We start from the raw sequence: 24,117 nt of genomic DNA on the forward strand, positions 1-24,117 counted from the left end.
GTGACCGTGGCCAACCAACCCCCGGACAAGAAGTCCGCCGGTTTCAAGAAGCTGGGTGCGCGACACAAGGCGCGCCGACGTGCGGTGGACCTGCTTTTCGAAGCCGAAGCCCGCGATATCGACCCGGCCGATCTGCTGTCCGAACGCGTCTCGCTCTCCGTGCGGGACGATTCGGTGGCCCCGGTGAACCCCTACACCCGGGTCCTGGTCGAAGGCGTCGCCGACGATCTGGATCGGGTGGACGGCACCATCGAGTCCTATCTGCAGGATTGGGCGCTGTCCCGGCTGCCCGCCGTGGACCGCGCGATTCTGCGGGTCGCGGTGTGGGAACTGTTCCACGCCAATGATGTTCCGCCCGTGGTGGCGGTGGATGAGGCGGTCGAGCTCGCCAAGGAGCTCTCCACCGATGATTCCCCCTCGTTCATCAACGGTGTGCTCGGCCAGGTGGTGCAGGTCGCACCGCAGGTCCGGGCGGCCGCGGCGGCGACTCGCGCGCCGCGCGACGACGACAAGTAGGTAAGGGAGAGGCGCAGGGTGCGCAAGTACTTGGTGCTGGCGATGCGCACCCCGCGCTTCGATCCGGCTGTGGCACAGCCGCATCGGGACTGGCTCGATGGCGTTCGCTCGCGCGGGCAGCTGGTCGAGAGCGGCAAGTTCACCGATGACAGCGGCGGGGCGTACGTGATTCTCGCCGAAAGCCTGGACGCCGCACGGGATCTGGTCTTCACCGACCCCATTCATACGACCGGTGCGTCCGAACTCACCGTGTACGAATGGGAGATCACCGGCTGAGAGCCGGTGTGCCACAGCGAATGAGCGCCTCCGGAATCCGGATGGCGCTCATTGCCGTTCACCGGGTGTTTCTCGGCGCTAGTGATCCGCGCCGACGTGATCGTGCTTCTCGACCCAGCTCGAGGTGACCATCTGAACCGCCGCGCCATCCAGATCGGCGAGTTTGGTGGAGGTGAATCCCCGTGCCCACGAGGAGGTTTGCGCCCGGAACGGCGCCTCGTCGTCGGTCAGTGCCGCGATGATCGGGACCGCCGCCTGTTCCGGGATCTGGGCGTTGCGGAACGCCTGCTGGGTGCGCTCGACATAGAACTTCAGCGCCGGTGCGTACGGTCCGGCGGCGGCGAGCAGGGCCGGGATATCGATGCCCTGGCTGGCCACGAATTCACTTGCCACCGCACCGGGTTCGATCACATGGACCCGCACCCCGACGGTCGCCGCGACCGGTGCGAGCGCCTCCATGAAACCCTCGACGGCGAATTTGGCCGCGCAGTACGCCTCGTTGAACGGCTGCCCGATCACCCCGCCGACGCTGGTCACGGTGATCAACCGCCCGCCCGCCGCGCGCAGATGCGGCATGGCGGCGTGCGTCACCGCGACCACGCCGAAATAGTTGACCTCCATGACATTTCGCACCGGTTCGAGGCCGGTCTGCTCGATGGTCCCGACGAATCCGGCCCCGGCGTTATTGATCACCGCGTCCAGTCGCCCGTAATCGGAGATCACCTTCTGCACGCAGTTGGTGACCGAGCCGGAATCGGTGACATCCAGGGCCTCCACGCGGATCAGCCCGGCCACGCCGGCCTCATTGGCCGCGTCCATGAGCGCCCCCGCGCGCCCCACATCGCGCATGGTGGCCACGGTCTGCCAGCCCGCGCGCGCCGCGCCTATGGCGGTGGCCAGGCCGATACCCGTGGAGGTGCCGGTGATCAGGACGGTATTCGAGGAGCTCATGGAGTCTCGCTTCCGGTGGGATGCCGCGCCGCTGTCGTCTACGCACTCTATGCGGACGCCGCGCCCGAATCGGAAGGTTTGGCCGGTCTGCGCGCCGGGTCGCCGGACAGCACAGCGTGTCGATCCGTCCCGCGATTCCGAGGCGGCCGGGCGAGCGGGGTGGTCGGGCTAACGAGGTTGCAGCACAATCGTTCCCTTGGCGGCGCGCTGATCGAGCAGCTGGTGGGCCAGCGCGGCCTGGTCGAGCGGCAGTACGCGATCCACCAGCGGGGTGATCGATCCCGTTGCCGCGAGTTCCAGGGCGGCGGCGCGCGAGTTCGCGACACCGGCGAGCCAGGCCGGACCGGAGCAGCCGATCAGGGTGAGGCCGCGCATGATCAGATCCATGGCGGTGACCTGGGCGGGTGCGCCGGACAGGAAACCGTAGCTGAGCATGCGACCGGTCAGCGGGGTCATGAGATCCAATAGCGCGGTGGCGGATTCGCCGCCGATGGAATCGAACACCACGTCGATGGTCGCGCCGCCGAGCGATTCGCGCAGCCGTGCGGGCCACTCCGGATCGAGGTGGTCGATCACCAGATCCGCGCCGAATTCGCGAGCGCGCTCGGCCTTTTCGGGCCCGCCCGCGGTGGCGATGACCCGCGCGGCCCCGGCCTCCTTGGCGAGCTGGGTGAGATAGCCGCCGATTCCCGTTGCGGCGGCCTCGATCAGCACGGTCTCGGTGCCGGTGAGTTCGGCGGCCGCCAGCAGTGGAACGGTCACCGATCCGCTCATGGTGAGCGCGGCGGCGTCGATCGAGGAGAGCGCGTCCGGAATGCGCACCGCGGATTCGGCGGGGACACACACGAATTCGGCATAGGTGCCGAAGCTGTCACTGGCGACGATCACCCGCTGCCCCAGCAGTGCCGGATCCACCCCGTCCCCGAGTTCCACGATCACGCCCGCCGCCTGGGTGCCGAAGACGAACGGTTTCTCGAGCGGAATGGGAAACGCCCCCGATCGCAGCATGGTCTCCGGATACAACACCGGGATCGCCTCGCTGCGCACGAGCACCTGCCCGGCTCCCGGCCGCGGCGTCGGGACCTCATTCGGCACCAGGACGTCGGGCCCACCGGTGGCGGTCAATAGGATTGCCTGCATCGAAACCTCGTAAGTTGACTAGCGGTCCAGTTATGCGTCGCTACGATATGGACCGTCGGTCAACTTGTCAACGAAAGCCGAGGAAATGCCAGCTGAGCAGCCTGCGTCGATGGGGGAGAGCGCTGCGCCGTATCGGTCCGACGCGTCGAATGAACACGCCGCGTCGACGGAACGGGTCGCGTCGAAAGAGCGTGCCGTGCCGAAGGAACGCGCCGATGCCGCGCGCAATCGACGCGCGATTCTGGACGCCACGCGCGCGCTGCTGGCCGAATTCGGCGCGGACGCGATCACCATGGATCGGGTCGCGGCGGCGGCGGGGGTGGGTAAGGGCACCATCTTTCACCGCTTCGGCAGCCGGGCGGGTCTGCTGCACGCCTTGGTCGCCGAGCCCGCCGAGGCGCTGCTTGCCGCGATCACCACCGGCCCGCCCCCGCTCGGCCCGGGCGCGCCCGCGGGCGAGCGCTTGATCGCCTTCTTCGACGCGATGACGGTCATGATGGCCGAAAACGTCGAGCTCATGGCCGCTTACACGGGCGCTCCCATCCCCCCGCACCCCCGCACCGCCGAATTCCACGGCACCTGGGACCGTCATATCACCACCCTGCTCGGCGAAGCCCGCCCCGACCTCGACGCGGAAGCGGCGGGCCGCCTGCTCTTCAGCTCCGTCGGTTCGGAGGTCGCCCGCGCCATGGTCCGCGCGGGGGAGACCGAGCGCCTGCGCAATGCCATTGGCGCACTGGTGAAATCGGTGCTGACGGGCACGCCCGTGCCTTGATCCCGCATTGCCGGGTTGGTATCTGAGAGCACAAGTTTCGAACATATCTAGACGTAGATATGCGCATCTAAATATGAGTTTGTCGCGTGTCGGATACGCGGGCTGACGAAAGCAACGCATCCGCACTGCGATTCCGTGCTCACCTCATGAAATGCCTTGAACAAAACCTGGGTTGCGATGCGTCACCATGGTGCTGTCGCTACACCGTCCAGTGGGTGCCGGCTCGCGAGCGCATGTCTACTCCGCCTCGAAAGCCCAGACCGCAGCCGGGCGGCCGGTGGCTTTGACGCGCATGCGGTCGCCGGTGCGGGTGAGGCCGGGGATGGCGGCGAGGGTGCGGTTGAGGTTTCCGGGGTCGGGGCGGGAGCCTTCGAGGGCGGCGGTCAGTTCGACGGCGCGGGTGGCCGGAAATTGTTCGCCGATCAGGGGACGGGTGAATTCGAGGTGCTTCCACAGCATTTCGGCGAAGAGCCCGCGGGCGGTGTCGACGATGCGATTGTGGTCGAAGGCGAGGTGTGGCATTCGCTCGAAGTTGGCCCATTCGGCGGTATCGCCGTCATGGTCGCCGATGACCGCCCACATGGCGATGGACAGGGTGGGTCCGCGCGGGTCGCGGTTGGGCTCGTCGAAGGTGACCAGCTGGCCGACGGCGCGGATGGCGTCTTCGGGCACACCGAGTTTGGTGTGCACGGCGCGCCGGGCGGCCGCTTCCAGGCGTTCACCTCGGCCGAGCAGCACGCCGGGCAGGGCGAGTTCGCCGTAGAAGGGTTCCCAGCGCCGGGGCGCGACGCCCACCGTGACGGTGGCGTCATCGCGCCCGTAGCGCAGGGCGATCACATCGATGGATACCGCGGATTGTTGCTCCACAAGTGGATAATCATGCCGTAGCCGGGGGAGGATTCGCGTGTTCGGCCCGAGTTGGGCGAAATGACCGATTTGTTGCTGGCTTTCGATCGGCACGATCGGGTCCGTTCGCGGTGAGCACCACCGGCACGCCGAGCTCGGCCTCGCGGTATCCGGGCACATCTGCGGGCAGATCGGCCAGCACCGGTGTGGCGCGATTCAGCAGATCGGTCAACCGGAGCTGGTGGACCAGATCCTGCCAGGCCCCGAGATCGAGCCGGTCCACATAGCTCTCGGGCGTGAGATAGCCCGTGGCCGTGCGGATATCGCCGATCGCGTCGAGGTGGTTGACCACCAGTCCGTCCACACCGCCGCAGGCTTCCACGGCATAGCGCAGTAGGATCGGATCCAGATGCCCGCGCCGGAATTCGCCCTGATAGGCCCCGGTTCCATTGTGCCGCTCGGCAATCGACAGTTCGGCGTCCTCGGTGGGGAACGGGCCCGCCCCGTGCCGGGTGAAATAGCTCCGGGTGACGCCGAGGACATATCCGGGCGCGTCGAAACGGGCGAGCATGGCCCGGGCATTGCGCGGTTCCACCGTCGACCAGGTGGTGTACGGGTGCAGCCCGCGCCATTCGTCCAGCAGCGCTCCCTGCGCCCCCTCGAATACCAATCGCCCCTGTGCGGCGATAGCGGCCAGCTGATCACCCGGCAGAATCGCCACGGCGCGGGCGAATTCGGTGTACACGTCGACGAGATCGTCGATGGAGTCGTATCCGTGCACACTATTCGCGAGCAGCGGTGCGTAGTGCTGCTCCAATGCGATCAGCTTGCGCCGCAGCACATCCGGCCGCAGGCAGTCCGCCACCCGTGGCGCGTCGTGTTCGAGCGCGTAGCTCGCGGTCTCCCCGATCCCGATTCCGCACGAACCGTGCCGGGCAGCACCCCTCGTGTCTTCCCGGCGACGGTTGGCGGCCCCGTGGATCGGGGTGGTGAGCAGTGCCCGTTCATCGACGGACAGCAGTGACAGTGGATCGGCGATCCCGAGCAGTTCCAGCGCTCGCGCCTCGGCGGCCAGCGCGATGGGCTCGACCAGCATGTGGCGCGACAGCAGGGTCGGCACCCGGGACAGGGTGCCGGACCCGAACTGCCGGAAGGTGTGATGCCGCCCGCCGGCGATCACATTGTGCGCGGCCTGCGCACCGCCGTTGAATCGCACCACCGCGGCGACATCGAGCCCGGTCGAGGGCGCGCACAGCCAATCCACCGTCGCTCCCTTGCCGGCATCGCCGAACCCGAGGTCGACCACTATCAGGTGGCGATCGCCGAACATGGTTGTCTCCCTTCTAGTTTCCGAAGTCGACGTCATCGTCGCCGGTGGCGGCGGGCAGCGCCCCGGCACTGCGGGTGCGCCGCGCGGCCCCGATGGGGGCGAGCGCCTTGCCGACCGCGTCGGCCTCGTCGACCGAACCGATATCGCGCAGATCCGCGAGTCCCGCACCGAGATCGATGCGATCCTCACCGATGCCGATGGTCAGCGCGATGAGCTCGCACACCGCCGCCGGATCGTCCAGTCGCAGGAATCGCTCGCCGAGCAGTCCGCGCCAGTAGTCCGAGATTTCCGGATCGTTGTAGTAGCTGGACTGATTGGGCAGGATGTAGTGCACGTGCCAGCGGTCGGCGACCTCGCGGAACACCGATTCGACGGTGATATCGCGGTCCACCTTGTCGCCGATGACGCGGCGAATGTGCCGAGAAGCCAAGCGCGGCTTGTTCAATTCATCGCCGACGATGAACAGGTAGCCCTTCTGCCCGCGCTTGTCCCAGGCGTCGGTGGCGGTGTGCCGGGCCATGAAATACGCGGCCAGTTCATAGCTTTCGGACTTCTGCCCGCCGCCGTTGCCCTCCAGGAAGATGAGCCGCAGCTGCTCGTCCATGCGGTTGTCCGATTCGAACTGCCCGACCTGCAACGGAACTCGGTCCGAGTCCGCGTCGCCGATACCGCCGAACATGATCTGCGGATCCTCGGCATATCCCTTGCGCTGCAACAGCCCGTGCAGTTTGCCGAGCTTCTCCTGCATGATGCGCGGCACCGCGCCCATGGATCCGGTGACATCGAAGAGCACCGCGATGGGCAGCGAGTTCCCGTGATCATCCGAATCGCGGGATTCGCGGAACTTCACCCCCTTGGGATCGAGCGAGGGGTGCGCCTTCCAGTCGTCCCACGGCTGCGACCGCATATCCGCGGTGTAGCCGAAATCGTCGAGGCCGCGGGCGGCGCGGAAGGTGCGGGCGGCGTCGTAGGCGCTGTCGTCCCAGTTTCCGTAACCCATGGTGATCACTGTCCTTTCGTGAGCTCGAAGGGCCGGAAGCGGCGCTGTCCGTAAAGCCGGTCGAGCAGATCGTCGAATTCGCCGAGCAGGTCGGCGGCGTCGGGGCGCAGCCGCGGATCGGACTGCATGGACCCCGCGGCGAAGGAGCGCATCGCCGGGGGAGCGTGGCGGCCGAGCATGGTGAGCATCAGCCGGTGTGCGAGGTGGACATCGGTGGCGGGGGAGACCGCATCGCGGATCTCCGGCGGATAGTCGAGCGAGCCCAGGGTCGCGGCGGCGGCCGCGCCGGGGCGGGTGGCGAAGGACCAGCCGACCAGGACGACCCCGTGCTGGGCCGGATGGATCAGCACATTGGCCGGGCAGATGGCGGTGTGCACCCATCCGGCCAGCGCCGCCCCGGACAGGCAGCGCAGCAGCCGCCGGTGCATCCACGCGTAATCGCGCGGGTCCAGGCCGTCCGGATATTCGGCGTGCACGTCCGCGAGGGTGACGAAGCCGTCGGTGAGCGCGTCGAGCACGTTCACCGTCCGCTGCTCGCCGGTATCGGTGTCCAGGTGATCGACGGTGTCGGCAAGCACCGGGAAGTACGGCCGCAGCCATTCGTGTTCGGCGGTGACGATCGCTATGTCTCGCAACGCGTTTCGTTCGGCCGCGAGCAGTTTGTTGGCCGCGCCGTGCCGGGGGATCTTGACGATCCGGTCCCGGCCGCTGCGGTAGAGGTCCGCGACCGAGCCCCGGGCGTGCAGTGCGCCGATCGGATACGTTCCGCGCGCCCCGGTCACCCGCGGTGCGCCGGCATCGGCCTGCGACCACTGCCGGTACAGCTCGGTGAGCCGTTCGAACGCCCGGCGCGCCAGGTTGATCTCACCGGGTGTGGCGCGGTCGGGGTGCACCTGTGCGGCGAGCCGGTGATAGCGCCGCCGTCCCTCGGCGCGGGTGGCGGAATCGGCTGTGGCGGTACCGAACAGGTCTTCGGGCCGGTTGGCCGCCCGGATCGCCTCCGCTGTGTCTCGTACCGTCGTCATGCGTTTTAGCCTAGGAGACTAAAACGCGGAGCGCCACCCTTTTCGGGAAGTATTTTGTCAATGGGACTAAAACGCTAGACGGGCGGTCGTGCCACCCAGCCCGCGACCACGGCCGCACCCGTCGGCCGGTGCACCGCCAGGAATCCGAACGGCCGATCGAAGGTCACCTCGGTGTACCGAATGGTGAACCGATCGCGCGGGGGCATCCCGCCGGGCTGAATGCTGAACGCGGTGACCGCCGCCGCTTCGAAACCGGTCGCGCCGAATTTCGCGTACACGTCCTGCGCCCCGGCCTGAATGGCCAGCGGGGTGTCGGACATGCCGGGGAAGTGCCCGCTGTCATCGTTGAGCGCCGTGGTCAAACCGAACAGCCCGGGCTGCTCGAACAGATCGTGCATGGAGCGAACGGTGAACGGGGGCAGCAGAATTCGTTCGATATCGGACCGGCTGGTGCTCTCGATCTCGCGTACGGTCAACCCGGGGGCATCGGTTCCCACCGGCAATCCGGTGCGCGCGGGCACCGTGCCGTCGACGGCGTCGAGTCCGGCGCGCAGCACCTCGCCCGGGGTGCCGTCACCGAGCAGCAGATGGACATCCAGATCGCCGGTGCCTTCCACTACGACCCGGGTGACCGGCCGTGGCGTTTCCAGCACACTCGCATCCCTGCCGCCGCGCGTCGAGCGATCGAGCCCGGTCGCGGCGTATCCGCGCCACGGTCCCTCGGTGATCTCCATGCGGATCTCGGTGAATGCCGAGTGCCACCGCGTGCGCGCCACCAGCGCGGTGGCCAGCACCAGCAGGGTGTTCGTGTCGATTCGCAGGGGAAATCGCTCGATCAATCCATCGGTGTACTTGCTTGCCCATTCGTCCAGTTGAGCCTGGCCGCCGAGCACATCGGCGGTCCCGGGTGGCAGCGCGCGCAACCATTCGTCCCGCAGTCGGACATCGTGGCGCACCCATACCCCGAGCGCCGCCGAGATCGAATCCGCGTGTGTGAGCGTCTTCAGCATGGCCAGTGCCTGCGCATGTGCGGTCTCGGGTGAAACTCCGGCTGCCGCAGCGAGTTCCGATCGAGCGGGCTCATCGGCGGTCGCCGCCAGCAGTGCCAGCAGCGGCCAGACGCCGCATCCGGACAGCACGAAGTCGTCCGTGCCCGCCCGCTCGCACCAGCGTGCGGTGAGTCGATTGGCGGCGTGTACGTGGGCGGCGAGCTGTGTCGGCATGCGGTCAGCCTAGGGGCGGGAAGCCCGCCGAGGCCCTGAGATATTGTGAGTCAGAATCTTTCATCCACTCGGGCAAGGAGGCTGCGGATGGCCATCGGTGAATCGGTATCGAGTGCCACGGCGCGTTTGGCGGAGCTGCGATCCGCCGGATGCACCCCCGAACAGGCCTGGCAGTTCTTCGACGGGCTGCCCGCCGCGCGCGTTGAGGAGGTGACCGTCGGCCGCTGGCGCGGGGCCGAACTGGACACCGACCATCCCTGGAAGGGCATGCTGGTCGAATCCGGTTGGTACGGAAAGCAGTTCGACAGCGCCGACGCGGTGCAGCCGCTGCTGTTCAGCACCCCCGACGGGCAGATCTTCCCGGTGGACCCGCGCCGTGTCCCGCTCTTCCTCGCAGGCAAGGTGCCGGCCGCCACGCTGGGTCCGGTGCGCCGCTCGCTCGGTGTGCTGCGCCTGGCGCTGCGCACCAAGACCCCGCGCGCCCGGCTGCGCAATCTGGAATTCCGCGGAAAGTCCAGCGCCGCAATGATCTACGACGATCTGCCGATCATCGATATCTTCCGGCGGGTGGACGAGGACACCCTGCTCGGGGTGATGGACAAGCGCGGTCTGCGCGACCCGTACTTCTTCATCCTCTACCGGGATCGGTAGATCAGCCCGACCACCAGGCTTTTCGGCCTACCCTTGACCTGACCGATTGTTATCGCTCGGGAGGGGTGCCCGATGAAAGATACGACCTGTCTCATCGCCGGTGGTGGTCCGGCGGGCATGATCTTGGGGCTGCTACTGGCGCGCGCGGGCGTCGAGGTGACGGTGCTGGAGAAACACGCGGACTTCCTGCGCGATTTCCGCGGTGACACCGTGCACCCCACCACCCTGGAACTACTCGATGAACTCGGCCTGGACGAGGAGTTCGCGAAACTGCCGCAGCGCCGGTTGAATTCGGTGCAGATTCCGATCGCCGGGGGTATGCGGACCCTCGCCACCTTCGAGCACATACCGGGCCGGTACAAATACATCGCCATGGTGCCGCAATGGGATCTGCTGGATCTGCTCGCGCACGCGGCCGATGCCGAACCCACCTTCCGGCTGCGCATGAACACCGAGGCGACCGAACTGCTGCGCGAGAACGGCCGGGTCGCCGGGGTGCGCTATCGCACCGAAGACGGTGCCGCGGGCGAACTTCGCGCCGACCTCACCGTCGCCTGCGACGGCCGGAGCTCGACCCTGCGCGCCGCGGCGGGGCTGCCGGTGCGTTCCTGGCAGACCCCGTTCGACGTGTGGTGGATGCGGGTTCCGCGGCACGATATCGACCCGGCGGGCGCGGTACCGGTGCTCACCGCCGACCGGTTCGCCATCATGCTCGACCGCGGCGATTACTGGCAGTGCGCGATTCTGCTGGCCAAGGGCAGCGATTCAGCTGTGCGGCAACAGCATTCGGTAACCGAGATACTGCGGGATATGGCCGCCGCCGCACCCTGGCTGCTCGATCGCGTGGACGCGGTCCGGAGCTGGGACGAGGTCAAACTGCTCGATGTCAAACTCGATCGGCTCGATCGCTGGTACACCCCGGGCCTGCTCTGCATCGGTGACGCCGCGCACGCCATGTCACCGGTCGGGGGAGTGGGCATCAACCTGGCCATTCAGGACGGTGTGGCGGCGGCGACAATCCTTGCCCCGAAACTGATCTCGGGCACGGTCGGCACCTCCGATCTGGCCCGGGTGCAGCGCCGCCGCGCCGTTCCGACCAGGGTCATCCAGGGCATGCAGCGCATAGCGCACGCGCGGGCCATCGCACCCGCCGTGGCGGGCAAGCTCAATATCTCGAATTCCGCGAATACCCCACTGGCTCTTCGCGTTTTCCGCCGCCTGCCCGTCCTGCGCAGTCTCCCGCCCTACCTGGTGGCGCGCGGACTGCTCGCCGAACACGCTCCGGAATTCGCTCGCCGACCCTGAAACGGCCTGCGGCACTGCGCTATTACGCGTCCACGCCCACCGGTGCGACAGCGGAGAGCCGTTCGAACTGCGCATCGGAGAGTTGCACGGCGGCCGCCGCGATGTTCTCCTCCAGGTGTGCGATGGAGGTGGTGCCCGGAATCGGCAGGATATTGTCCGCACGGCGCAGCAGCCACGCCAGCGATGTCTGCGCGGTTGTCGCGCCGAGTTCGGCGGCCACGGCGGCGAGCGGTCCGTCCGCCGCCGCGTGCGCGCCCATCGCGACGGGGAAGAATGGAATGAACGCGATCCCTTGCGCCGCGGTGTAATCCACCACATCCTCGTGCTGCCGGGCCCCGAGGTTGTACATATTCTGCACGCTCGCGATGGGCGTGATCTGCTGGGCCGCGCGCAATTCCTCGACGCCTACCTCGGAGAGCCCGATATGGCGCACCTTGCCCTCGTCCACCAGTTGCCGCAGCGCGCCGATCTGATCTTCGAGCGGTACGTGCGGATCGACGCGATGGAGTTGCAGCAGGTCGATATGGTCGAGTTTCAGTCGCCGCAAACCCAATTCGGCCTGCTGGCGCAGATAGGCGGGATGTCCGAGCGGTACCCATTCGGTCGGTGACGGGCGCAGCACGCCCACCTTGGTCGCGATCACCACATCATCCCGATAGGGGTGCAGCGCCTCCGCGACCAGCTCCTCGTTCTCGCCCAGCGCGTACGAATCGGCGGTATCGATGAGGTTCACCCCGAGCTCCACCGCCCGCCGCAGCACCGCGATCGCCGCCTGCCGATCGGCGGGCGCCCGCCAGATATGCCCCATCCCCGCGTCGTATCCGGGTTCCGGCGCGGCGGCCAATCGCATGGTGCCGTAACCGATCCGGTTCACCGGAAGGCTGCCACCGAGTTCGAAACTCGCCATATCGCATCACTCCTCGCGCGCTGTCTGCTTGCGCAGCAAATGAACCCGAACCGCTCGGTTTCCATTCCGCGCGGTTCGCGATCCGGAGTTCAGCGCACGCCGCGCGTCCGGAATTGAATGCTGATGCGCGGCCCCACTGGCCGCCGCGTCTTGGGAATCGCATGCTCCCACGTCCGCTGACACGATCCACCCATCACGATGAGATCCCCATGCCCGAGCGGATACCGCAGGCTCTCCCCACCTCCGCGTGGCCGCAGCAGCAACGCTCGTGCAGCGCCCACCGACACGATCGCCACCATGGTGTCGTGTGTGGCGCCGCGCCCCGAGGTATCGCCATGCCAGGCGACGCTGTCATTCCCGTCCCGGTAGTAGCAGAGTCCCGCCGTGGTGAACGGCTCCCCGAGCTCATCCCGATAGTGCTCGCTCAGCGCATCGCGCGCCTCGTCCAGAACAGGATCCGGCAATCCCTGCCCGTGCTCGTAGAACGCCAGCAACCGAGGCACATCCACCACCCGGTCGTACATGGCACGCCGATCCGCCCGCCACGGCACATCGGCCGCAAGCCGCTCGAACAGCGTGTCGGCCCCGGTCAGCCAGCCCGGGAGCACATCCACCCATGCGCCCGCGCTCAGGACGGTGCGCCGGAGTCCGCCTAGCGCACCTACTTCGAGCTCGCCGAATCCGTCGAGCAGCGATCCTTGTAATGGCGTCGACATGAGATCGAACATACGTTCTATCTCGGACATGTTCAAGCAGCCATCCCGTTGGCAGCGCGTGTTGCCACACCAGGCCCCGCATAAATCAATTGGATCGATTTGTGCTCGGGAGAATCCGCTGGAGGTCGCCGCAACCGGCGGCCGCAATGGACCGCCTGTTGTTTGCCCAGGTCGGCAAGCTGCGATTCGCATGATTCGGTGCGATCAGGGCGGACCCGTCCCGCCATCTGCTTCGTGGTGATTCGAGCCATTGGGTGAAGCCGTAGAGGAGGCAGTAGCCGACTGTGCTGGTCAGCATCACCCGGCCGTAGGTGGCCAGCAGCGGGGAATTGCCGCCCAGTACGCGCACGTCGAGAAATGGTGCGGGCGTGTGGAGTTCGCGCATCACCAGCACGGCTCCGGCCGCGACGGCCAGGACCGGCAGATACCAGTGCGCGGCTTGCGGATTCATCAGGAACAGCGGTGCGGTCAGCAGTAGCGCGGTGAACAGGGCGATGCCCGGGATATCGAGTCCGGAGGTCTTCTCCCGCTGCGGCATAGCGGTTTTCGGCAGCTGCAGCAGTCCCGCGACCAGGCAGGCCACCGCCAGCGGAATATTGATCGCGAAGGTCGCGCGCCAGCCGCCGACGTGAATCAGCAGGCCGCCCAGGGGCGGTCCGATCACCACGATGGTCTGTGCCGCCACCGCGAGCGCGGTCAGCACGCCCGCCGGACTGTCCCTACCGGTGCGGTCCGCTTCACCGCGAATCAGGTACGTCGCCGCGGGATATCCCGCGCACGTACCGAATCCGAGCACGATCCGCGCTACCACCAGCACCCACAGCGCGGGTGCGAAAGCGCCCAGTACACCGGCGATTCCGGTGAGCGCCGCCCCGGCGAGGAACAGCCGGCGCGGTCCGAACAGATCGATGAGCCGCCCGACCACGGGCTGTCCGATGGCGGTGGCCAGATACAGTGCCGACACCAGCCAGGCCGTCTCGGTGGCGGGCGCGCCGAACGCCACCCCGATCGGCACCAGCGATACCGCGATGATCGACGAATTGATCGGATTGAGAATCGTCCCGAGCAGCATCGGGGTGAGCAGGGAGCGATCGAAGCAGTCCCCGTCCGCCGCCCGTCCGCGCCGTGCGAGAACCGAAGTCATTCCTGCCCGAGTCTTTCCAGCAGTGTGAGCCCTCGAGCACGATGCGCCGCTCATCCTCGGTGAACTTCTCCTGCATGACGGTGGCCAGCCATTCGTCGCCCGCGCGTCGCCTGCCCTCGTGGAATTCGCGCCCGGCATCGCTCAGTGACACCAGTTGCCGCCGCCGGTCCGCCGGATCCGGCCGCCGCACGATCAGCCCGCGTTCCTCGAGAATGTTCAGGGTGGCCGCGACCGCCTGCGGCCGCACCCGTTCGGCGGCGGCGAGGTCACTGGCCGAACTGTCCGCCTTGCTCAACCGGCTGACCAGCGATTGCTGTGACGGGGTGAGCTCGCGACTGTCCGATTGCTCCAGGAATCGCCTGCGCAGTCGCCCGACCAGAATCCGGAGGTCACGAGCGGCGCGGACGGCGGACCGGGAGACGGTGACAGTGGCATCGGTCATGACCCCACGGTAGATCGACAACCTGGAGTGTTCAATCCAGATTGTTCAATCTTAATTGTGTAATCGGCGGCGTGGTATGGGCGTACCATGACTCCCCATGCCACGTTTGGTCGATCACGAGCAGCGCCGCCGGGAGATCACCACGGCCGCCCGGCGCGTCATTGCCGCCGGGGGCCTGGAGGCGGCGACCTTCCAGTCGGTGGCGGCCGAGGCCGGGATCTCGGTGCGCCTGATCCAGTACTACTTCGGCGCGAAGCGGGAGCTGCTGCTCGCCACACACCTCGCGGTGGTGGTGGATTCGGGGGAGCGGTTCGCCGCCCGCGTCGGAGTGCTGGGTGCGGACGCGTCACCACGCGAGGTGATCGAGGCGGTATCGCTGGCGCTGCTTCCGCTCGATGACGTGAGTCATGCGGACGCGCTGGTGCTGGCGGCCTATCACGCGGCGGCGCTGAGCAATTCGGAGTTCATCAAACCCGAGGACACCCATGGCGCACCGCTGTACCTGGTCAATCTCTTCACCGAGCAGCTGCGCCGCAATCGCAAGCCCGGCAAGGCTTTCGACACCGCGCAATTGGACGCCCAGCTGATCGTCTTCAGTCTGGGCAGCATCACCCAGGGCGTGCTGATCGGCTCTCACACCCGCGAGCAGGTGGTCGAATTGATCCGCCACCTGCTCGATCGAATGCTGGGGGACTGTTAGTCCTCAGGCCACGCTCACGTGCGCGCGCACGAAATCGACCACGGCATCGGTGAATTCGTCATTGGCATCGCTGGCCGCGGTATGCGCGGCCGCGCCGATCTCGGCGTATTCGGCATGCGGCACCAGTGCGCGGAAGGACTGCACGCCCTCCTCACTCACCACATCCGAGAGCGCTCCGCGCACCAGCAGCACCGGCATGGTCAGCTGCCGGGCGGCGTCTTCCAGCGCCTTGGTGTGCACGTCGATCTGTTCGCCGCGATCACCGCCGAGCATGGCCGGATCCCAGTGCCAGTACCAGCGTCCGTCCTCGCGCTGGCGCAGATTGCGTTGCAGCCCTTCGGGATTGCGCGGGCGACGGCGATGCGGCAGATAGGCGGCCACCGCGTCGGCGGCCTCCTCGAGGCTGGCGAAACCCTCGGGATTGCTGTCCAGGAAGCTGATCACGCGCTGTACGCCCGCGACCTCGGGGCGGGGAACGACGTCGACGAGCACCAGTCCGGTGATGCGCTCATGCTGCGGATGCGCGCTGGCGATGAGCCCGGTGAGCCCGCCCATGCTCGCCCCGACCACGAATCCGGGCTTGCCGAGCTGCTCGAGCACCGCCATGAGGTCCTCGACCATGGCCGCGCGGGTGTAATCGCCGCCGGGCGCCCATTCACTGTCCCCGTGTCCGCGTGCGTCCAATAGCACCGCGTGCATGCCGGCCTTGGCCAGCGCGAGCCCGGAATCCTTCCAGGAATGGCGGGTCTGGCCGCCGCCGTGCAGGAACACCACCAGTGGTCCGTCCTGGGGTCCCCAGGAGTCACCGGCGAGGGTGATACCGCCGTGGCCGCGGAAGGTGACGCGGGCAGGTTCGGTGAAGTCGGCTTCGTTGCTCACTCTCCGAGCATCGCACAGACCGGTTTACGGTGTATGAAGACCTGCCGCCAAGCGGGACTCGGCGGGCGGATCGGCAGCTCGCATACTGTGAGCTTCCTCCCAGCGATGGGGAAAGGCCGGGCGTCGCTAGGAGACTGATCGGTCTAATTCATAGCTGTGCGGTTGCCTGGCCATGTCCGGGTTGTGAGGATTCGTATTCGAAAACTCCCTGGTGCGGGGCCTATGCGGCCCGATCGCGCCGAACCCGCACCTTGTCCGCGGGTGTGTCACGCACAACTCGCCGACCCGCCGCGAACCACTGGTTGCCACAGGGGTGCGGTGACGGCCCGGGTCGGCGGCGCTGCTAGGCTCGCAACCCGAAAAGACATCCTTTAACGGACCGTCCGGTGAGGCGGGGAAGGAGGTCGGCATGGCTGTGCCCGAAGACCGGGCTGCCAAGTCGAGCGCTGCTGACCACTCGCAGCGACACGATCCCGCACAGGTGGACGCGGGGCGCGAGCTGCTCTCGGATTCCGATGTCGGCCGCACCATCGCGCGCATGGCGCACCAGATCATCGAGAAGACCGCGCTGGATTCCGGCGATCCCGCCGCCCCCCGCGTGGTGCTGATCGGAATCCCCACGCGCGGAACGACTCTCGCCGCTCGACTGGCGAATCGCATCGAGGAGTTCGCCGGGGTCCGCCCCGCCGTCGGCTCCCTGGACATCACCCTCTACCGCGACGACCTGCGCAGCAAACCGCACCGTCCGCTCGAGCGCACCTCGGTGCCCGAAGGCGGAATCGAGGATGTGCTGGTGGTGCTGGTCGACGATGTGCTGTTCTCCGGGCGCACCGTGCGCTCGGCCCTGGACGGACTGCGCGATCTGGGCCGCCCGCGCGCGGTGCAGCTGGCCGTGCTCATCGACCGCGGCCATCGCGAACTTCCCATCCGCGCCGACTACGTCGGCAAGAACGTGCCCACCTCCCGCAGCGAGGACATCTCGGTACTACTGCGCGAGCACGACGGCCGCGACGGTGTGTACCTGCGTCAGGAGGGTGACAAGTGAAGCATCTGCTCTCGGTGACCGATCTGGATCGCGCCGCCGCCACCGAACTGCTCGACGACGCCGAACGCTTCGAACAGGCCCTGCTCGGGCGCGAGGTGAAGAAGCTGCCGACCCTGCGCGGGCGCACGGTCATGACGGTGTTCTTCGAGAACTCCACGCGCACCAGGGTTTCCTTCGAGGTCGCGGGCAAGTGGATGAGTGCGGACGTGATCAACGTCAGCTCGTCGAGCTCCTCGAACTCCAAGGGTGAATCGCTGCGCGATACCGCGCTGACCCTGCACGCGGCGGGCGCGGACGCGCTCATCGTGCGGCATCCGGCCTCGGGCGCGGCGCATCAGATCGCGCACTGGTTCTCCCAGATCCAGGAGCGCAGCGGCGGTTTCACCGGTCCCGGCCCGGCCATCATCAATGCCGGTGACGGCACCCATGAGCACCCGACCCAGGCGCTGCTGGACGCGCTGACCCTGCGTCAGCGGCTCGGTGATCTGGAGGGTAAGCGGATCGTGCTGGTCGGCGACATCCTGCACAGCCGGGTGGCGCGCTCGAACGCCTTCCTGCTCAGCACCCTCGGTGCGGATGTGGTGCTGGTCGCGCCGCAGACCCTGCTGCCGGTGGGCGTGCGGGCCTGGCCGGTGCGGATCTCGCATTCTCTCGACGCCGAACTCCCCGGCGCGGACGCGGTCATGATGCTGCGCGTGCAGGCCGAGCGCATGAACGGCGGCTTCTTCCCATCGGCGCGCGAGTATTCGATCAACTACGGCCTGAGCGAGCGCCGCCTCGGCATGCTCGACGAGCATGCGGTGGTACTGCATCCGGGTCCCATGCTGCGCGGCATGGAAATCGCGTCGGCCGTCGCCGATTCCCCCAAAGCGGCTGTGCTGCAACAGGTCAACAACGGAGTCCATATGCGCATGGCGGTGCTCTTCCGCCTGCTGGTCGGAACCGACGAGGTGGTGGCATGAACAACGTCCTGATTCGGAACGTCCGGCTGTACGGCGAGGGCGACCCGGTCGATGTCCTGCTGGCCGACGGTGAGATCCGTGAGATCGGTGCCGGTCTGAAGGCCGAGGACGCCGAAATCATCGACGGCACCGGGCAATTCCTGCTCCCCGGCTTCATCGACCTGCACACGCATCTGCGCGAGCCGGGCCGCGAGGACACCGAGACCATCGAAACCGGTTCCGCCGCAGCGGCTCTGGGCGGTTATACGGCGGTCTTCGCCATGGCCAACACCAGCCCGGTCGCGGACTCGCAGGTCATCACCGACCATGTATGGCGGCGCGGACAGCAGGTCGGCCTGGTCGATGTGCATCCGGTCGGCGCGGTCACGGTGGGCCTGGAGGGCAAGCAGCTCGCCGAAATGGGAACCATGGCAGCCGGAGTCGGCGCGGTGCGCATGTTCTCCGATGACGGCCACTGCGTCTACGACCCGCTGATCATGCGCCGCGCGCTGGAATACGCGAACTCCCTCGGCGTGCTCATCGCCCAGCATGCGGAGGAGCCGCGCCTGACCAAGGGCGCTGTGGCGCACGAGGGCCCGAACGCCGCCCGACTGGGCCTGGCCGGCTGGCCGCGCGCCGCCGAGGAATCCATCGTGGCCCGCGACGCCCTGCTGGCCCGCGATGCCGGTGCGCGCGTGCACATCTGCCACGCCTCCACCGCGGGCACCGTCGAACTGCTCAAATGGGCCAAGTCCCAGGGTATTTCGATCACCGCCGAGGTCACCCCGCATCACCTGCTGCTCGATGATTCGCGCCTGGAGACCTACGACGCGGTCAACCGCGTCAATCCACCGCTGCGCGAATCCTCCGATGTGACCGCGCTGCGCCAGGCCCTGGCCGACGGTGTCATCGACTGTGTCGCAACCGATCACGCCCCGCACGCCGAACAGGACAAGTGCTGCGAATTCGCGGCCGCCCGCCCCGGCATGCTCGGCTTGGAGACGGCTTTGTCGATCATCGTGCAGACGATGGTCCAGCCCGGCCTGCTCGACTGGCGCGGCGTGGCCCGCGTCATGAGCGAGAACCCGGCCCGCATCGTGGGCCTGGACGATCAGGGCCGCCCGCTCGCCGTCGGCGAACCGGCCAACCTGGCGCTGATCGATCCGAACACCGAGTGGACGGTGCGCGCGAAGGAACTCGCCAGCATCGCCCACAACACCCCGTTCGACGAGATGACCCTGCCCGCGAAGGTGACCGCCACCTTCCTGCGCGGCCGCGTCACCTCGCGCAACGGAGTCGCCGGCGCCCCGCGCGGTGGCGATGAGGTCTTCGCCGGTGGCGACCGGCGGGTGGGGAACCGAGGAGGACCGTAATGGAGCGAACACTGACGATCGTCGTGCTGCTCGCACTTTTCGCGCTGTGCCTGTGGGGCATGTACCGGGCCTGGACCGGCCGCGCGAAGAAGCAGGCGGCGTCGATCGGTGACCTGCCGGCCGTGCCCGCCGATTGCGGCGCACAGCTGCTGGAGCCCACCACGGGCCTCTACCTCGGCAGCACCCTGGCCCCGAGCTGGATTCAGCGAGTCACCGTGGGCGACTTGGGTTTCCGCGCCACCGCGGAATTGACCCGATTCGAGCGCGGCATCCTGCTCGAGCGCGACGGCGCGGGCACCATCTGGATTCCGCAGGAGTCGGTGACCGCGGTGCGCACCGAGCGCGGGCATGCGGGCAAAGTGATGACCGAAGGCGGTGTGCTGGTGATTCGCTGGAAGCTGCCGACCGGAACCGAGGTGGATACCGGATTCCGGGGCGACGACAAGACGGTGTACCCCGCCTGGATCGGGACGCCGCAAACAGAGACGACGAAGACGGGAGACGAGGCATGAGCAGCGACAACGTCGCAGTGATGGTGCTCGAGGACGGCCGCGTATTCCGCGGGACGACCTTCGGCGCACAGGGACAGACTTTGGGTGAGGCGGTGTTCTGCACCGCGATGACCGGCTACCAGGAAACCCTCACCGACCCCAGCTACGACCGCCAGATCGTGGTGGCCACCGCGCCCCAGATCGGCAACACCGGCTGGAACGACGAGGATGACGAGTCGAGCAAGATCTGGGTCGCCGGGTATGCCGTGCGCGATCCCGCGCGCCGCGCCTCCAACTGGCGTTCCAAGCGCACGCTGCAGGACGAGCTGGAGAACCAGAACATCGTCGGCATCGCGGGCATCGACACCCGAGCCCTGGTGCGGCACTTGCGCACTCGCGGTTCCATGAAGGCGGGCGTCTTCTCCGGCACCGCCCTGGCCGACTACGAGGAACTCGTCGCACGGGTCAACGGGCAGCCCTCCATGCTGGGCGCGGACCTGGCCGGTGAGGTCTCCACCGATGAGATGTACACCATCGAGCCGGTCGGCGAACACCGCTTCACCGTGGTCGCGGTCGACCTCGGCATCAAGTCCAACACCCCGCGCATGTTCGCCGAGCGCGGGATGCGGGTGCACGTGGTGCCCTCCAACGTCACCTTCGACCAGATCAAGGAACTGAACCCGAACGGGGTGTTCCTGTCCAACGGTCCCGGTGACCCGGCCACCGCCGACGGCGCGGTCGCGCTCACCCAGCAGGTGCTGCAGGCCGATATCCCGCTGTTCGGCATCTGCTTCGGCAACCAGATCCTGGGCCGCGCCTTCGGGCGCAATACCTACAAGATGAAGTTCGGCCACCGCGGCATCAATGTCCCGGTGATCGAACACCACACCGGGCGCATCTCGATCACCGCCCAGAACCACGGCTTCGCCCTCGAAGGTGAGCGCGGGGAGGTCTTCGACACCCCGTTCGGCAAGGCCGAGGTCAGTCATATCTGCGCCAATGACGGTGTCGTCGAAGGTGTTCAGCTGGTCAGCGGCCGCGCCTTCTCGGTGCAGTACCACCCCGAGGCCGCCGCCGGACCGCACGACGCCGCCTACCTGTTCGATCGTTTCGCCGGCCTGATGGAAGGTGCCTGATGCCACGCCGTACCGACCTCAATCACATCCTGGTGATCGGCTCGGGTCCGATCGTCATCGGCCAGGCCTGTGAGTTCGACTATTCCGGAACCCAGGCGTGCCGCGTGCTGCGGTCCGAGGGCCTGCGGGTCTCGCTGGTCAACTCCAACCCGGCCACCATCATGACCGACCCGGAGTTCGCCGACGCCACCTACGTCGAACCGATCACCTGGGAATACGTCGAGAAGGTCATCGCCAAGGAGCGCCCGGACGCGATCCTGGCGACCCTGGGCGGTCAGACCGCGCTGAACTGCGCGGTCGACCTGCACGACAACGGCATTCTGGAGAAGTACAACGTCGAGCTCATCGGCGCGGACTTCGAAGCCATCCAGCGCGGTGAGGACCGGCAGAAGTTCAAGGACATCGTCGCCAAGGTCGGCGGCGAGAGCGCCCGCTCCAAGGTCTGCTACACCATGGACGAGGTCCGGGAGACCGTGCGCGACTTGGGTTTCCCGGTCGTGGTGCGCCCGTCCTTCACCATGGGCGGCCTCGGTTCCGGTATGGCCTACAACGATGAGGATCTCGATCGCATCGCCGGTGGCGGCCTGGCCGCCTCGCCGACCGCGAACGTGCTCATCGAGGAATCCATCCTGGGCTGGAAGGAATTCGAGCTCGAGCTCATGCGCGACCGCAATGACAATGTGGTCATCGTCTGCTCGATCGAGAATGTCGACCCGATGGGCGTGCACACCGGTGACTCGGTCACCGTCGCCCCGGCCATGACCCTCACCGACCGCGAATACCAGAAGATGCGCGATCTCGGCATCGACATCCTGCGCGAGGTCGGCGTCGACACCGGCGGCTGCAATATCCAGTTCGCGGTGGATCCGGCCGACGGCCGCCTCATCGTCATCGAGATGAACCCGCGCGTCTCGCGCTCGTCCGCATTGGCTTCCAAGGCAACGGGCTTCCCGATCGCCAAGATCGCCGCCAAGCTGGCCATCGGCTACACCCTGGACGAGATCGTCAACGACATCACCAAGGAGACCCCGGCCTGCTTCGAGCCCACGCTCGACTACGTCGTGGTCAAGGCTCCGCGCTTCGCGTTCGAGAAGTTCCCGGGCGCCGACCCGACGCTGACCACCACCATGAAGTCGGTCGGCGAGGCAATGTCCATGGGCCGCAACTTCTCCGAGGCGCTGGGCAAGGTGCTGCGCTCGCTGGAGACCAAGGCCACCGGTTTCTGGACCCAGCCTGATGGCGACTGGACCGATGTCGAGGCCATCCTCGAGGATCTGCGCACCCCCACCGAGGGCCGCATCTACCAGGTGGAGCGGGCGCTGCGCCTGGGCGCGAGCATCGAGGACACCGCCAAGGCCTCGGGCATCGACCCGTGGTTCGTGGCCGAGGTCGCCGCGCTGGTCGAACTGCGCCAGGAGATCCTGGACGCGGCCGTACTGGACGAGCCGCTGCTGCGTACCGCCAAGCACTACGGCCTGTCCGATCGCCAGATCGCCGCGCTGCGACCGGAACTCGCGGGTGAGGACGGCGTGCGCGCGCTGCGGCATCGCCTGCACATCCGCCCGGTGTTCAAGACCGTCGACACCTGCGCCGCCGAATTCGAGGCCAAGACCCCGTACCACTACTCGGCGTACGAGCTCGATCCCGCCGCGGAATCCGAAGTGGCGCCGCAGAAGGAGCGCGAGAAGGTCCTGATCCTGGGATCGGGTCCGAACCGCATCGGCCAGGGCATCGAGTTCGACTACTCGTGTGTGCATGCGGCACTGACGCTGTCGGAAGCCGGTTACGAGACCGTCATGGTCAACTGCAATCCCGAGACCGTCTCCACCGACTACGACACCGCGGACCGGCTCTACTTCGAGCCGCTGACCTTCGAGGATGTCCTCGAGGTCTACCACGCGGAAACCGAATCCGGCACCGTCGCGGGCGTTATCTGCCAGCTGGGCGGTCAGACCCCGCTGGGTCTGGCCCAGAAGCTCACGGACGCGGGCGTTCCGGTGGTCGGCACCTCCGCGGCCGCCATCGATCTGGCCGAGGACCGCGCCGAATTCGGTGATGTCCTTGTCGGAGCGGGACTTCCGGCCCCGAAGTACGGCACCGCCACCACCTTCCCGGCCGCGAAGAAGATCGCCGCCGAGATCGGTTACCCGGTGCTGGTGCGCCCGTCCTACGTGCTGGGCGGTCGCGGTATGGAGATCGTCTACGACGAGCAGACCCTCGAGGGCTACATCTCCCGGGCCACCGATATCAGCCCGGATCGCCCCGTGCTGATCGACCGGTTCCTGGAAGACGCCATCGAAATCGACGTCGACGCCCTGTGCGACGGCGACGAGGTCTACCTGGGCGGCGTCATGGAGCACATCGAGGAAGCCGGTATCCACTCCGGCGACTCCGCGTGCGCCCTGCCCCCGATCACCCTGGGCCGCAGCGATATCGAGGCCGTGCGCCGCTCCACCGTGGCGCTGGCCAAGGGCATCGGCGTCAAGGGTCTGCTGAACGTGCAGTACGCGCTCAAGGACGATGTGCTCTACGTCCTCGAGGCGAACCCGCGCGCCAGCCGCACCGTGCCGTTCGTGTCCAAGGCCACCGCGGTGCCGCTGGCCAAGGCCGCGGCGCGAATCGCCTTGGGCGCCACCATCGCCGAACTCCGCAAGGAGGGCCTGCTCCCGGCCGAGGGCGACGGCGGGTACACCCCGATCGACGCCCCGGTCGCGGTGAAGGAAGCCGTACTGCCCTTCCACCGCTTCAAGCGGCCCGACGGCAGCGGTATCGATTCGCTGCTCTCGCCGGAGATGAAGTCCACCGGTGAGGTCATGGGCATCGACGCCGACTTCGGCACGGCATTCGCCAAGTCCCAGACCGCTTCCTACGGTTCGCTGCCGACCGAAGGTGCCGCCTTCGTCTCGATCGCCAACCGCGATAAGCGCGCCATGGTGTTCCCGGTCAAGCGCCTGCACGACCTGGGCTTCCGCATCCTGGCCACCGAGGGCACCGCGGAAATGCTGCGCCGCAACGGTATTCCGTGCGAGCAGGTCCGCAAGCATTCGGATGAGGCCACCGATCAGCCCAGCATCGTGGATATGATCAAGGACGGGGAAGTCGATATCGTCTTCAACACGCCGTACGGCAATAACGGTCCGCGCGTGGATGGTTACGAGATCCGCACCGCCGCGGTGAGCGCGAATATCCCGTGCATCACCACCGTGCAGGGTGCGGCCGCGGCCGTGCAGGGCATCGAGGCCACCATCAACGGCGGCATCGGCGTGCGGTCCCTGCAGGAACTCCACGCCACCCTGCGGGGCTGA

General features: G+C 67.5%; 23 protein-coding genes and 1 pseudogene. 12 read left to right on the forward strand and 12 right to left on the reverse strand.

The features are described from left to right. Positions 1–6 precede the first annotated feature (6 nt). The gene (nusB, locus tag AB0L82_RS07650; protein WP_364632430.1) at positions 7–516 is read left to right on the forward strand and encodes a transcription antitermination factor NusB; all 510 of its coding nucleotides are present in this window, start codon (positions 7–9) and stop codon (positions 514–516) included. A gap of 18 nt (positions 517–534) precedes the next feature. After that, positions 535–792, forward strand: a complete 258-nt coding sequence (locus AB0L82_RS07655; protein ID WP_364632432.1) for a YciI family protein — start codon at positions 535–537, stop codon at positions 790–792. Between the two features lie 78 nt (positions 793–870). On the opposite strand, the gene AB0L82_RS07660 is transcribed toward AB0L82_RS07655, so the two are convergent. Both AB0L82_RS07660 and AB0L82_RS07665 read right to left on the reverse strand, forming a co-directional pair. After that, complete coding sequence (locus AB0L82_RS07660; protein ID WP_364632434.1) at positions 871–1,743, reverse strand: SDR family oxidoreductase; 873 nt, start codon at positions 1,741–1,743, stop codon at positions 871–873. Positions 1,744–1,911: 168 nt separating this feature from the next. Next, the gene (locus AB0L82_RS07665) at positions 1,912–2,883 is read right to left on the reverse strand and encodes a zinc-binding dehydrogenase (protein WP_364632436.1); all 972 of its coding nucleotides are present in this window, start codon (positions 2,881–2,883) and stop codon (positions 1,912–1,914) included. Between the two features lie 196 nt (positions 2,884–3,079). On the opposite strand from AB0L82_RS07665, the gene AB0L82_RS07670 reads away from it, so the two are divergent. Beyond that, a complete protein-coding gene (locus tag AB0L82_RS07670; RefSeq protein WP_364632438.1) occupies positions 3,080–3,658 on the forward strand; it encodes a helix-turn-helix domain-containing protein in 579 nt (192 codons plus the stop codon). 237 nt (positions 3,659–3,895) lie between these two features. On the opposite strand, the gene AB0L82_RS07675 is transcribed toward AB0L82_RS07670, so the two are convergent. The 5 genes from AB0L82_RS07675 to AB0L82_RS07695 all read right to left on the reverse strand — a co-directional run bounded on the left by AB0L82_RS07675 (position 3,896) and on the right by AB0L82_RS07695 (position 9,082). Then, the gene (locus AB0L82_RS07675) at positions 3,896–4,525 is read right to left on the reverse strand and encodes an NUDIX hydrolase (RefSeq protein WP_364632440.1); all 630 of its coding nucleotides are present in this window, start codon (positions 4,523–4,525) and stop codon (positions 3,896–3,898) included. Between the two features lie 10 nt (positions 4,526–4,535). Next, a complete protein-coding gene (locus AB0L82_RS07680) occupies positions 4,536–5,834 on the reverse strand; it encodes an adenylosuccinate synthetase (protein ID WP_364632442.1) in 1,299 nt (432 codons plus the stop codon). 13 nt (positions 5,835–5,847) lie between these two features. Next, the gene (locus AB0L82_RS07685) at positions 5,848–6,834 is read right to left on the reverse strand and encodes a hypothetical protein (protein WP_364632444.1); all 987 of its coding nucleotides are present in this window, start codon (positions 6,832–6,834) and stop codon (positions 5,848–5,850) included. Positions 6,835–6,839: 5 nt separating this feature from the next. Next, positions 6,840–7,859 (reverse strand): J domain-containing protein, encoded by a 1,020-nt coding sequence (locus AB0L82_RS07690; protein WP_364632446.1) that lies wholly within the window; start codon positions 7,857–7,859, stop codon positions 6,840–6,842. Between the two features lie 74 nt (positions 7,860–7,933). After that, positions 7,934–9,082 carry a serpin family protein gene (locus AB0L82_RS07695; RefSeq protein WP_364632448.1) on the reverse strand — a complete coding sequence of 383 codons (1,149 nt, stop codon included), beginning with the start codon at positions 9,080–9,082 and terminating at the stop codon, positions 7,934–7,936. A gap of 87 nt (positions 9,083–9,169) precedes the next feature. On the opposite strand from AB0L82_RS07695, the gene AB0L82_RS07700 reads away from it, so the two are divergent. Together AB0L82_RS07700 and AB0L82_RS07705 are read left to right on the forward strand one after the other, a co-directional pair. Beyond that, the gene (locus AB0L82_RS07700) at positions 9,170–9,733 is read left to right on the forward strand and encodes a DUF4334 domain-containing protein (protein ID WP_364632450.1); all 564 of its coding nucleotides are present in this window, start codon (positions 9,170–9,172) and stop codon (positions 9,731–9,733) included. A 72-nt stretch (positions 9,734–9,805) separates the two neighbouring features. Further along, complete coding sequence (locus AB0L82_RS07705) at positions 9,806–11,038, forward strand: FAD-dependent oxidoreductase (protein WP_364632451.1); 1,233 nt, start codon at positions 9,806–9,808, stop codon at positions 11,036–11,038. Positions 11,039–11,060: 22 nt separating this feature from the next. On the opposite strand, the gene AB0L82_RS07710 is transcribed toward AB0L82_RS07705, so the two are convergent. The 4 genes and pseudogenes from AB0L82_RS07710 to AB0L82_RS07725 form a co-directional block, all read right to left on the reverse strand. Further along, entirely contained in the window at positions 11,061–11,945 is an 885-nt protein-coding gene (locus AB0L82_RS07710; protein WP_364632453.1) for an aldo/keto reductase, read from the reverse strand. A gap of 89 nt (positions 11,946–12,034) precedes the next feature. Then, on the reverse strand, positions 12,035–12,661 hold the full coding sequence (locus tag AB0L82_RS07715) for an alpha-ketoglutarate-dependent dioxygenase AlkB (RefSeq protein WP_364632455.1): 627 nt from the start codon (positions 12,659–12,661) through the stop codon (positions 12,035–12,037). Positions 12,662–12,746: 85 nt separating this feature from the next. Continuing rightward, the gene (locus AB0L82_RS07720; protein ID WP_364632457.1) at positions 12,747–13,805 is read right to left on the reverse strand and encodes an MFS transporter; all 1,059 of its coding nucleotides are present in this window, start codon (positions 13,803–13,805) and stop codon (positions 12,747–12,749) included. Beyond that, positions 13,802–14,247: pseudogene (locus AB0L82_RS07725) on the reverse strand (MarR family transcriptional regulator). The gene AB0L82_RS07720 and the pseudogene AB0L82_RS07725 overlap by 4 nt, the downstream one beginning before the upstream one ends. A 97-nt stretch (positions 14,248–14,344) precedes the next feature. Here AB0L82_RS07725 and AB0L82_RS07730 point away from each other — a divergent pair. Then, the gene (locus AB0L82_RS07730; protein ID WP_364632459.1) at positions 14,345–14,947 is read left to right on the forward strand and encodes a TetR/AcrR family transcriptional regulator; all 603 of its coding nucleotides are present in this window, start codon (positions 14,345–14,347) and stop codon (positions 14,945–14,947) included. 3 nt (positions 14,948–14,950) lie between these two features. On the opposite strand, the gene AB0L82_RS07735 is transcribed toward AB0L82_RS07730, so the two are convergent. Continuing rightward, positions 14,951–15,826 (reverse strand): alpha/beta hydrolase, encoded by an 876-nt coding sequence (locus tag AB0L82_RS07735; RefSeq protein WP_364632461.1) that lies wholly within the window; start codon positions 15,824–15,826, stop codon positions 14,951–14,953. A gap of 409 nt (positions 15,827–16,235) precedes the next feature. On the opposite strand from AB0L82_RS07735, the gene pyrR reads away from it, so the two are divergent. From pyrR to carB, 6 genes are read left to right on the forward strand one after another with little or no spacing between them, the layout of a single operon-like run. Beyond that, on the forward strand, positions 16,236–16,871 hold the full coding sequence (gene pyrR, locus AB0L82_RS07740; RefSeq protein ID WP_364632463.1) for a bifunctional pyr operon transcriptional regulator/uracil phosphoribosyltransferase PyrR: 636 nt from the start codon (positions 16,236–16,238) through the stop codon (positions 16,869–16,871). Continuing rightward, a complete protein-coding gene (locus tag AB0L82_RS07745) occupies positions 16,868–17,833 on the forward strand; it encodes an aspartate carbamoyltransferase catalytic subunit (RefSeq protein WP_364632465.1) in 966 nt (321 codons plus the stop codon). Before pyrR ends, AB0L82_RS07745 begins: the two co-directional genes overlap by 4 nt. Further along, complete coding sequence (locus AB0L82_RS07750) at positions 17,830–19,185, forward strand: dihydroorotase (RefSeq protein ID WP_364632467.1); 1,356 nt, start codon at positions 17,830–17,832, stop codon at positions 19,183–19,185. Before AB0L82_RS07745 ends, AB0L82_RS07750 begins: the two co-directional genes overlap by 4 nt. Then, positions 19,185–19,697, forward strand: a complete 513-nt coding sequence (locus tag AB0L82_RS07755; RefSeq protein ID WP_364632469.1) for a transporter — start codon at positions 19,185–19,187, stop codon at positions 19,695–19,697. The genes AB0L82_RS07750 and AB0L82_RS07755 overlap by 1 nt, the downstream gene beginning before the upstream one ends. After that, positions 19,694–20,812, forward strand: coding sequence for a glutamine-hydrolyzing carbamoyl-phosphate synthase small subunit (gene carA, locus AB0L82_RS07760; RefSeq protein WP_364632471.1), 1,119 nt, complete (start codon positions 19,694–19,696; stop codon positions 20,810–20,812). The genes AB0L82_RS07755 and carA overlap by 4 nt, the downstream gene beginning before the upstream one ends. After that, positions 20,812–24,117 (forward strand): carbamoyl-phosphate synthase large subunit, encoded by a 3,306-nt coding sequence (carB, locus tag AB0L82_RS07765; RefSeq protein WP_364632473.1) that lies wholly within the window; start codon positions 20,812–20,814, stop codon positions 24,115–24,117. Before carA ends, carB begins: the two co-directional genes overlap by 1 nt.

The organism is Nocardia sp. NPDC052001, from assembly GCF_040680615.1.
Lineage (GTDB): Bacteria > Actinomycetota > Actinomycetes > Mycobacteriales > Mycobacteriaceae > Nocardia.

Excerpts from the sequence above, each read along its gene's own strand:
- AB0L82_RS07660 (WP_364632434.1), bottom strand. The coding sequence starts at position 1,743 with ATGAGCTCCTCGAATACCGTCCTGATCACCGGCACCTCCACGGGTATC.
- AB0L82_RS07665 (WP_364632436.1), bottom strand. The coding sequence starts at position 2,883 with ATGCAGGCAATCCTATTGACCGCCACCGGTGGGCCCGACGTCCTGGTG.
- AB0L82_RS07680 (WP_364632442.1), bottom strand. The coding sequence starts at position 5,834 with ATGTTCGGCGATCGCCACCTGATAGTGGTCGACCTCGGGTTCGGCGAT.
- AB0L82_RS07685 (WP_364632444.1), bottom strand. The coding sequence starts at position 6,834 with ATGGGTTACGGAAACTGGGACGACAGCGCCTACGACGCCGCCCGCACC.
- AB0L82_RS07690 (WP_364632446.1), bottom strand. The coding sequence starts at position 7,859 with ATGACGACGGTACGAGACACAGCGGAGGCGATCCGGGCGGCCAACCGG.
- AB0L82_RS07695 (WP_364632448.1), bottom strand. The coding sequence starts at position 9,082 with ATGCCGACACAGCTCGCCGCCCACGTACACGCCGCCAATCGACTCACC.
- AB0L82_RS07700 (WP_364632450.1), top strand. The coding sequence starts at position 9,170 with ATGGCCATCGGTGAATCGGTATCGAGTGCCACGGCGCGTTTGGCGGAG.
- AB0L82_RS07705 (WP_364632451.1), top strand. The coding sequence starts at position 9,806 with ATGAAAGATACGACCTGTCTCATCGCCGGTGGTGGTCCGGCGGGCATG.
- AB0L82_RS07710 (WP_364632453.1), bottom strand. The coding sequence starts at position 11,945 with ATGGCGAGTTTCGAACTCGGTGGCAGCCTTCCGGTGAACCGGATCGGT.
- AB0L82_RS07715 (WP_364632455.1), bottom strand. The coding sequence starts at position 12,661 with ATGTCGACGCCATTACAAGGATCGCTGCTCGACGGATTCGGCGAGCTC.
- AB0L82_RS07720 (WP_364632457.1), bottom strand. The coding sequence starts at position 13,805 with ATGACTTCGGTTCTCGCACGGCGCGGACGGGCGGCGGACGGGGACTGC.
- AB0L82_RS07730 (WP_364632459.1), top strand. The coding sequence starts at position 14,345 with ATGCCACGTTTGGTCGATCACGAGCAGCGCCGCCGGGAGATCACCACG.
- pyrR (WP_364632463.1), top strand. The coding sequence starts at position 16,236 with ATGGCTGTGCCCGAAGACCGGGCTGCCAAGTCGAGCGCTGCTGACCAC.
- AB0L82_RS07750 (WP_364632467.1), top strand. The coding sequence starts at position 17,830 with ATGAACAACGTCCTGATTCGGAACGTCCGGCTGTACGGCGAGGGCGAC.
- AB0L82_RS07755 (WP_364632469.1), top strand. The coding sequence starts at position 19,185 with ATGGAGCGAACACTGACGATCGTCGTGCTGCTCGCACTTTTCGCGCTG.
- carA (WP_364632471.1), top strand. The coding sequence starts at position 19,694 with ATGAGCAGCGACAACGTCGCAGTGATGGTGCTCGAGGACGGCCGCGTA.
- carB (WP_364632473.1), top strand. The coding sequence starts at position 20,812 with ATGCCACGCCGTACCGACCTCAATCACATCCTGGTGATCGGCTCGGGT.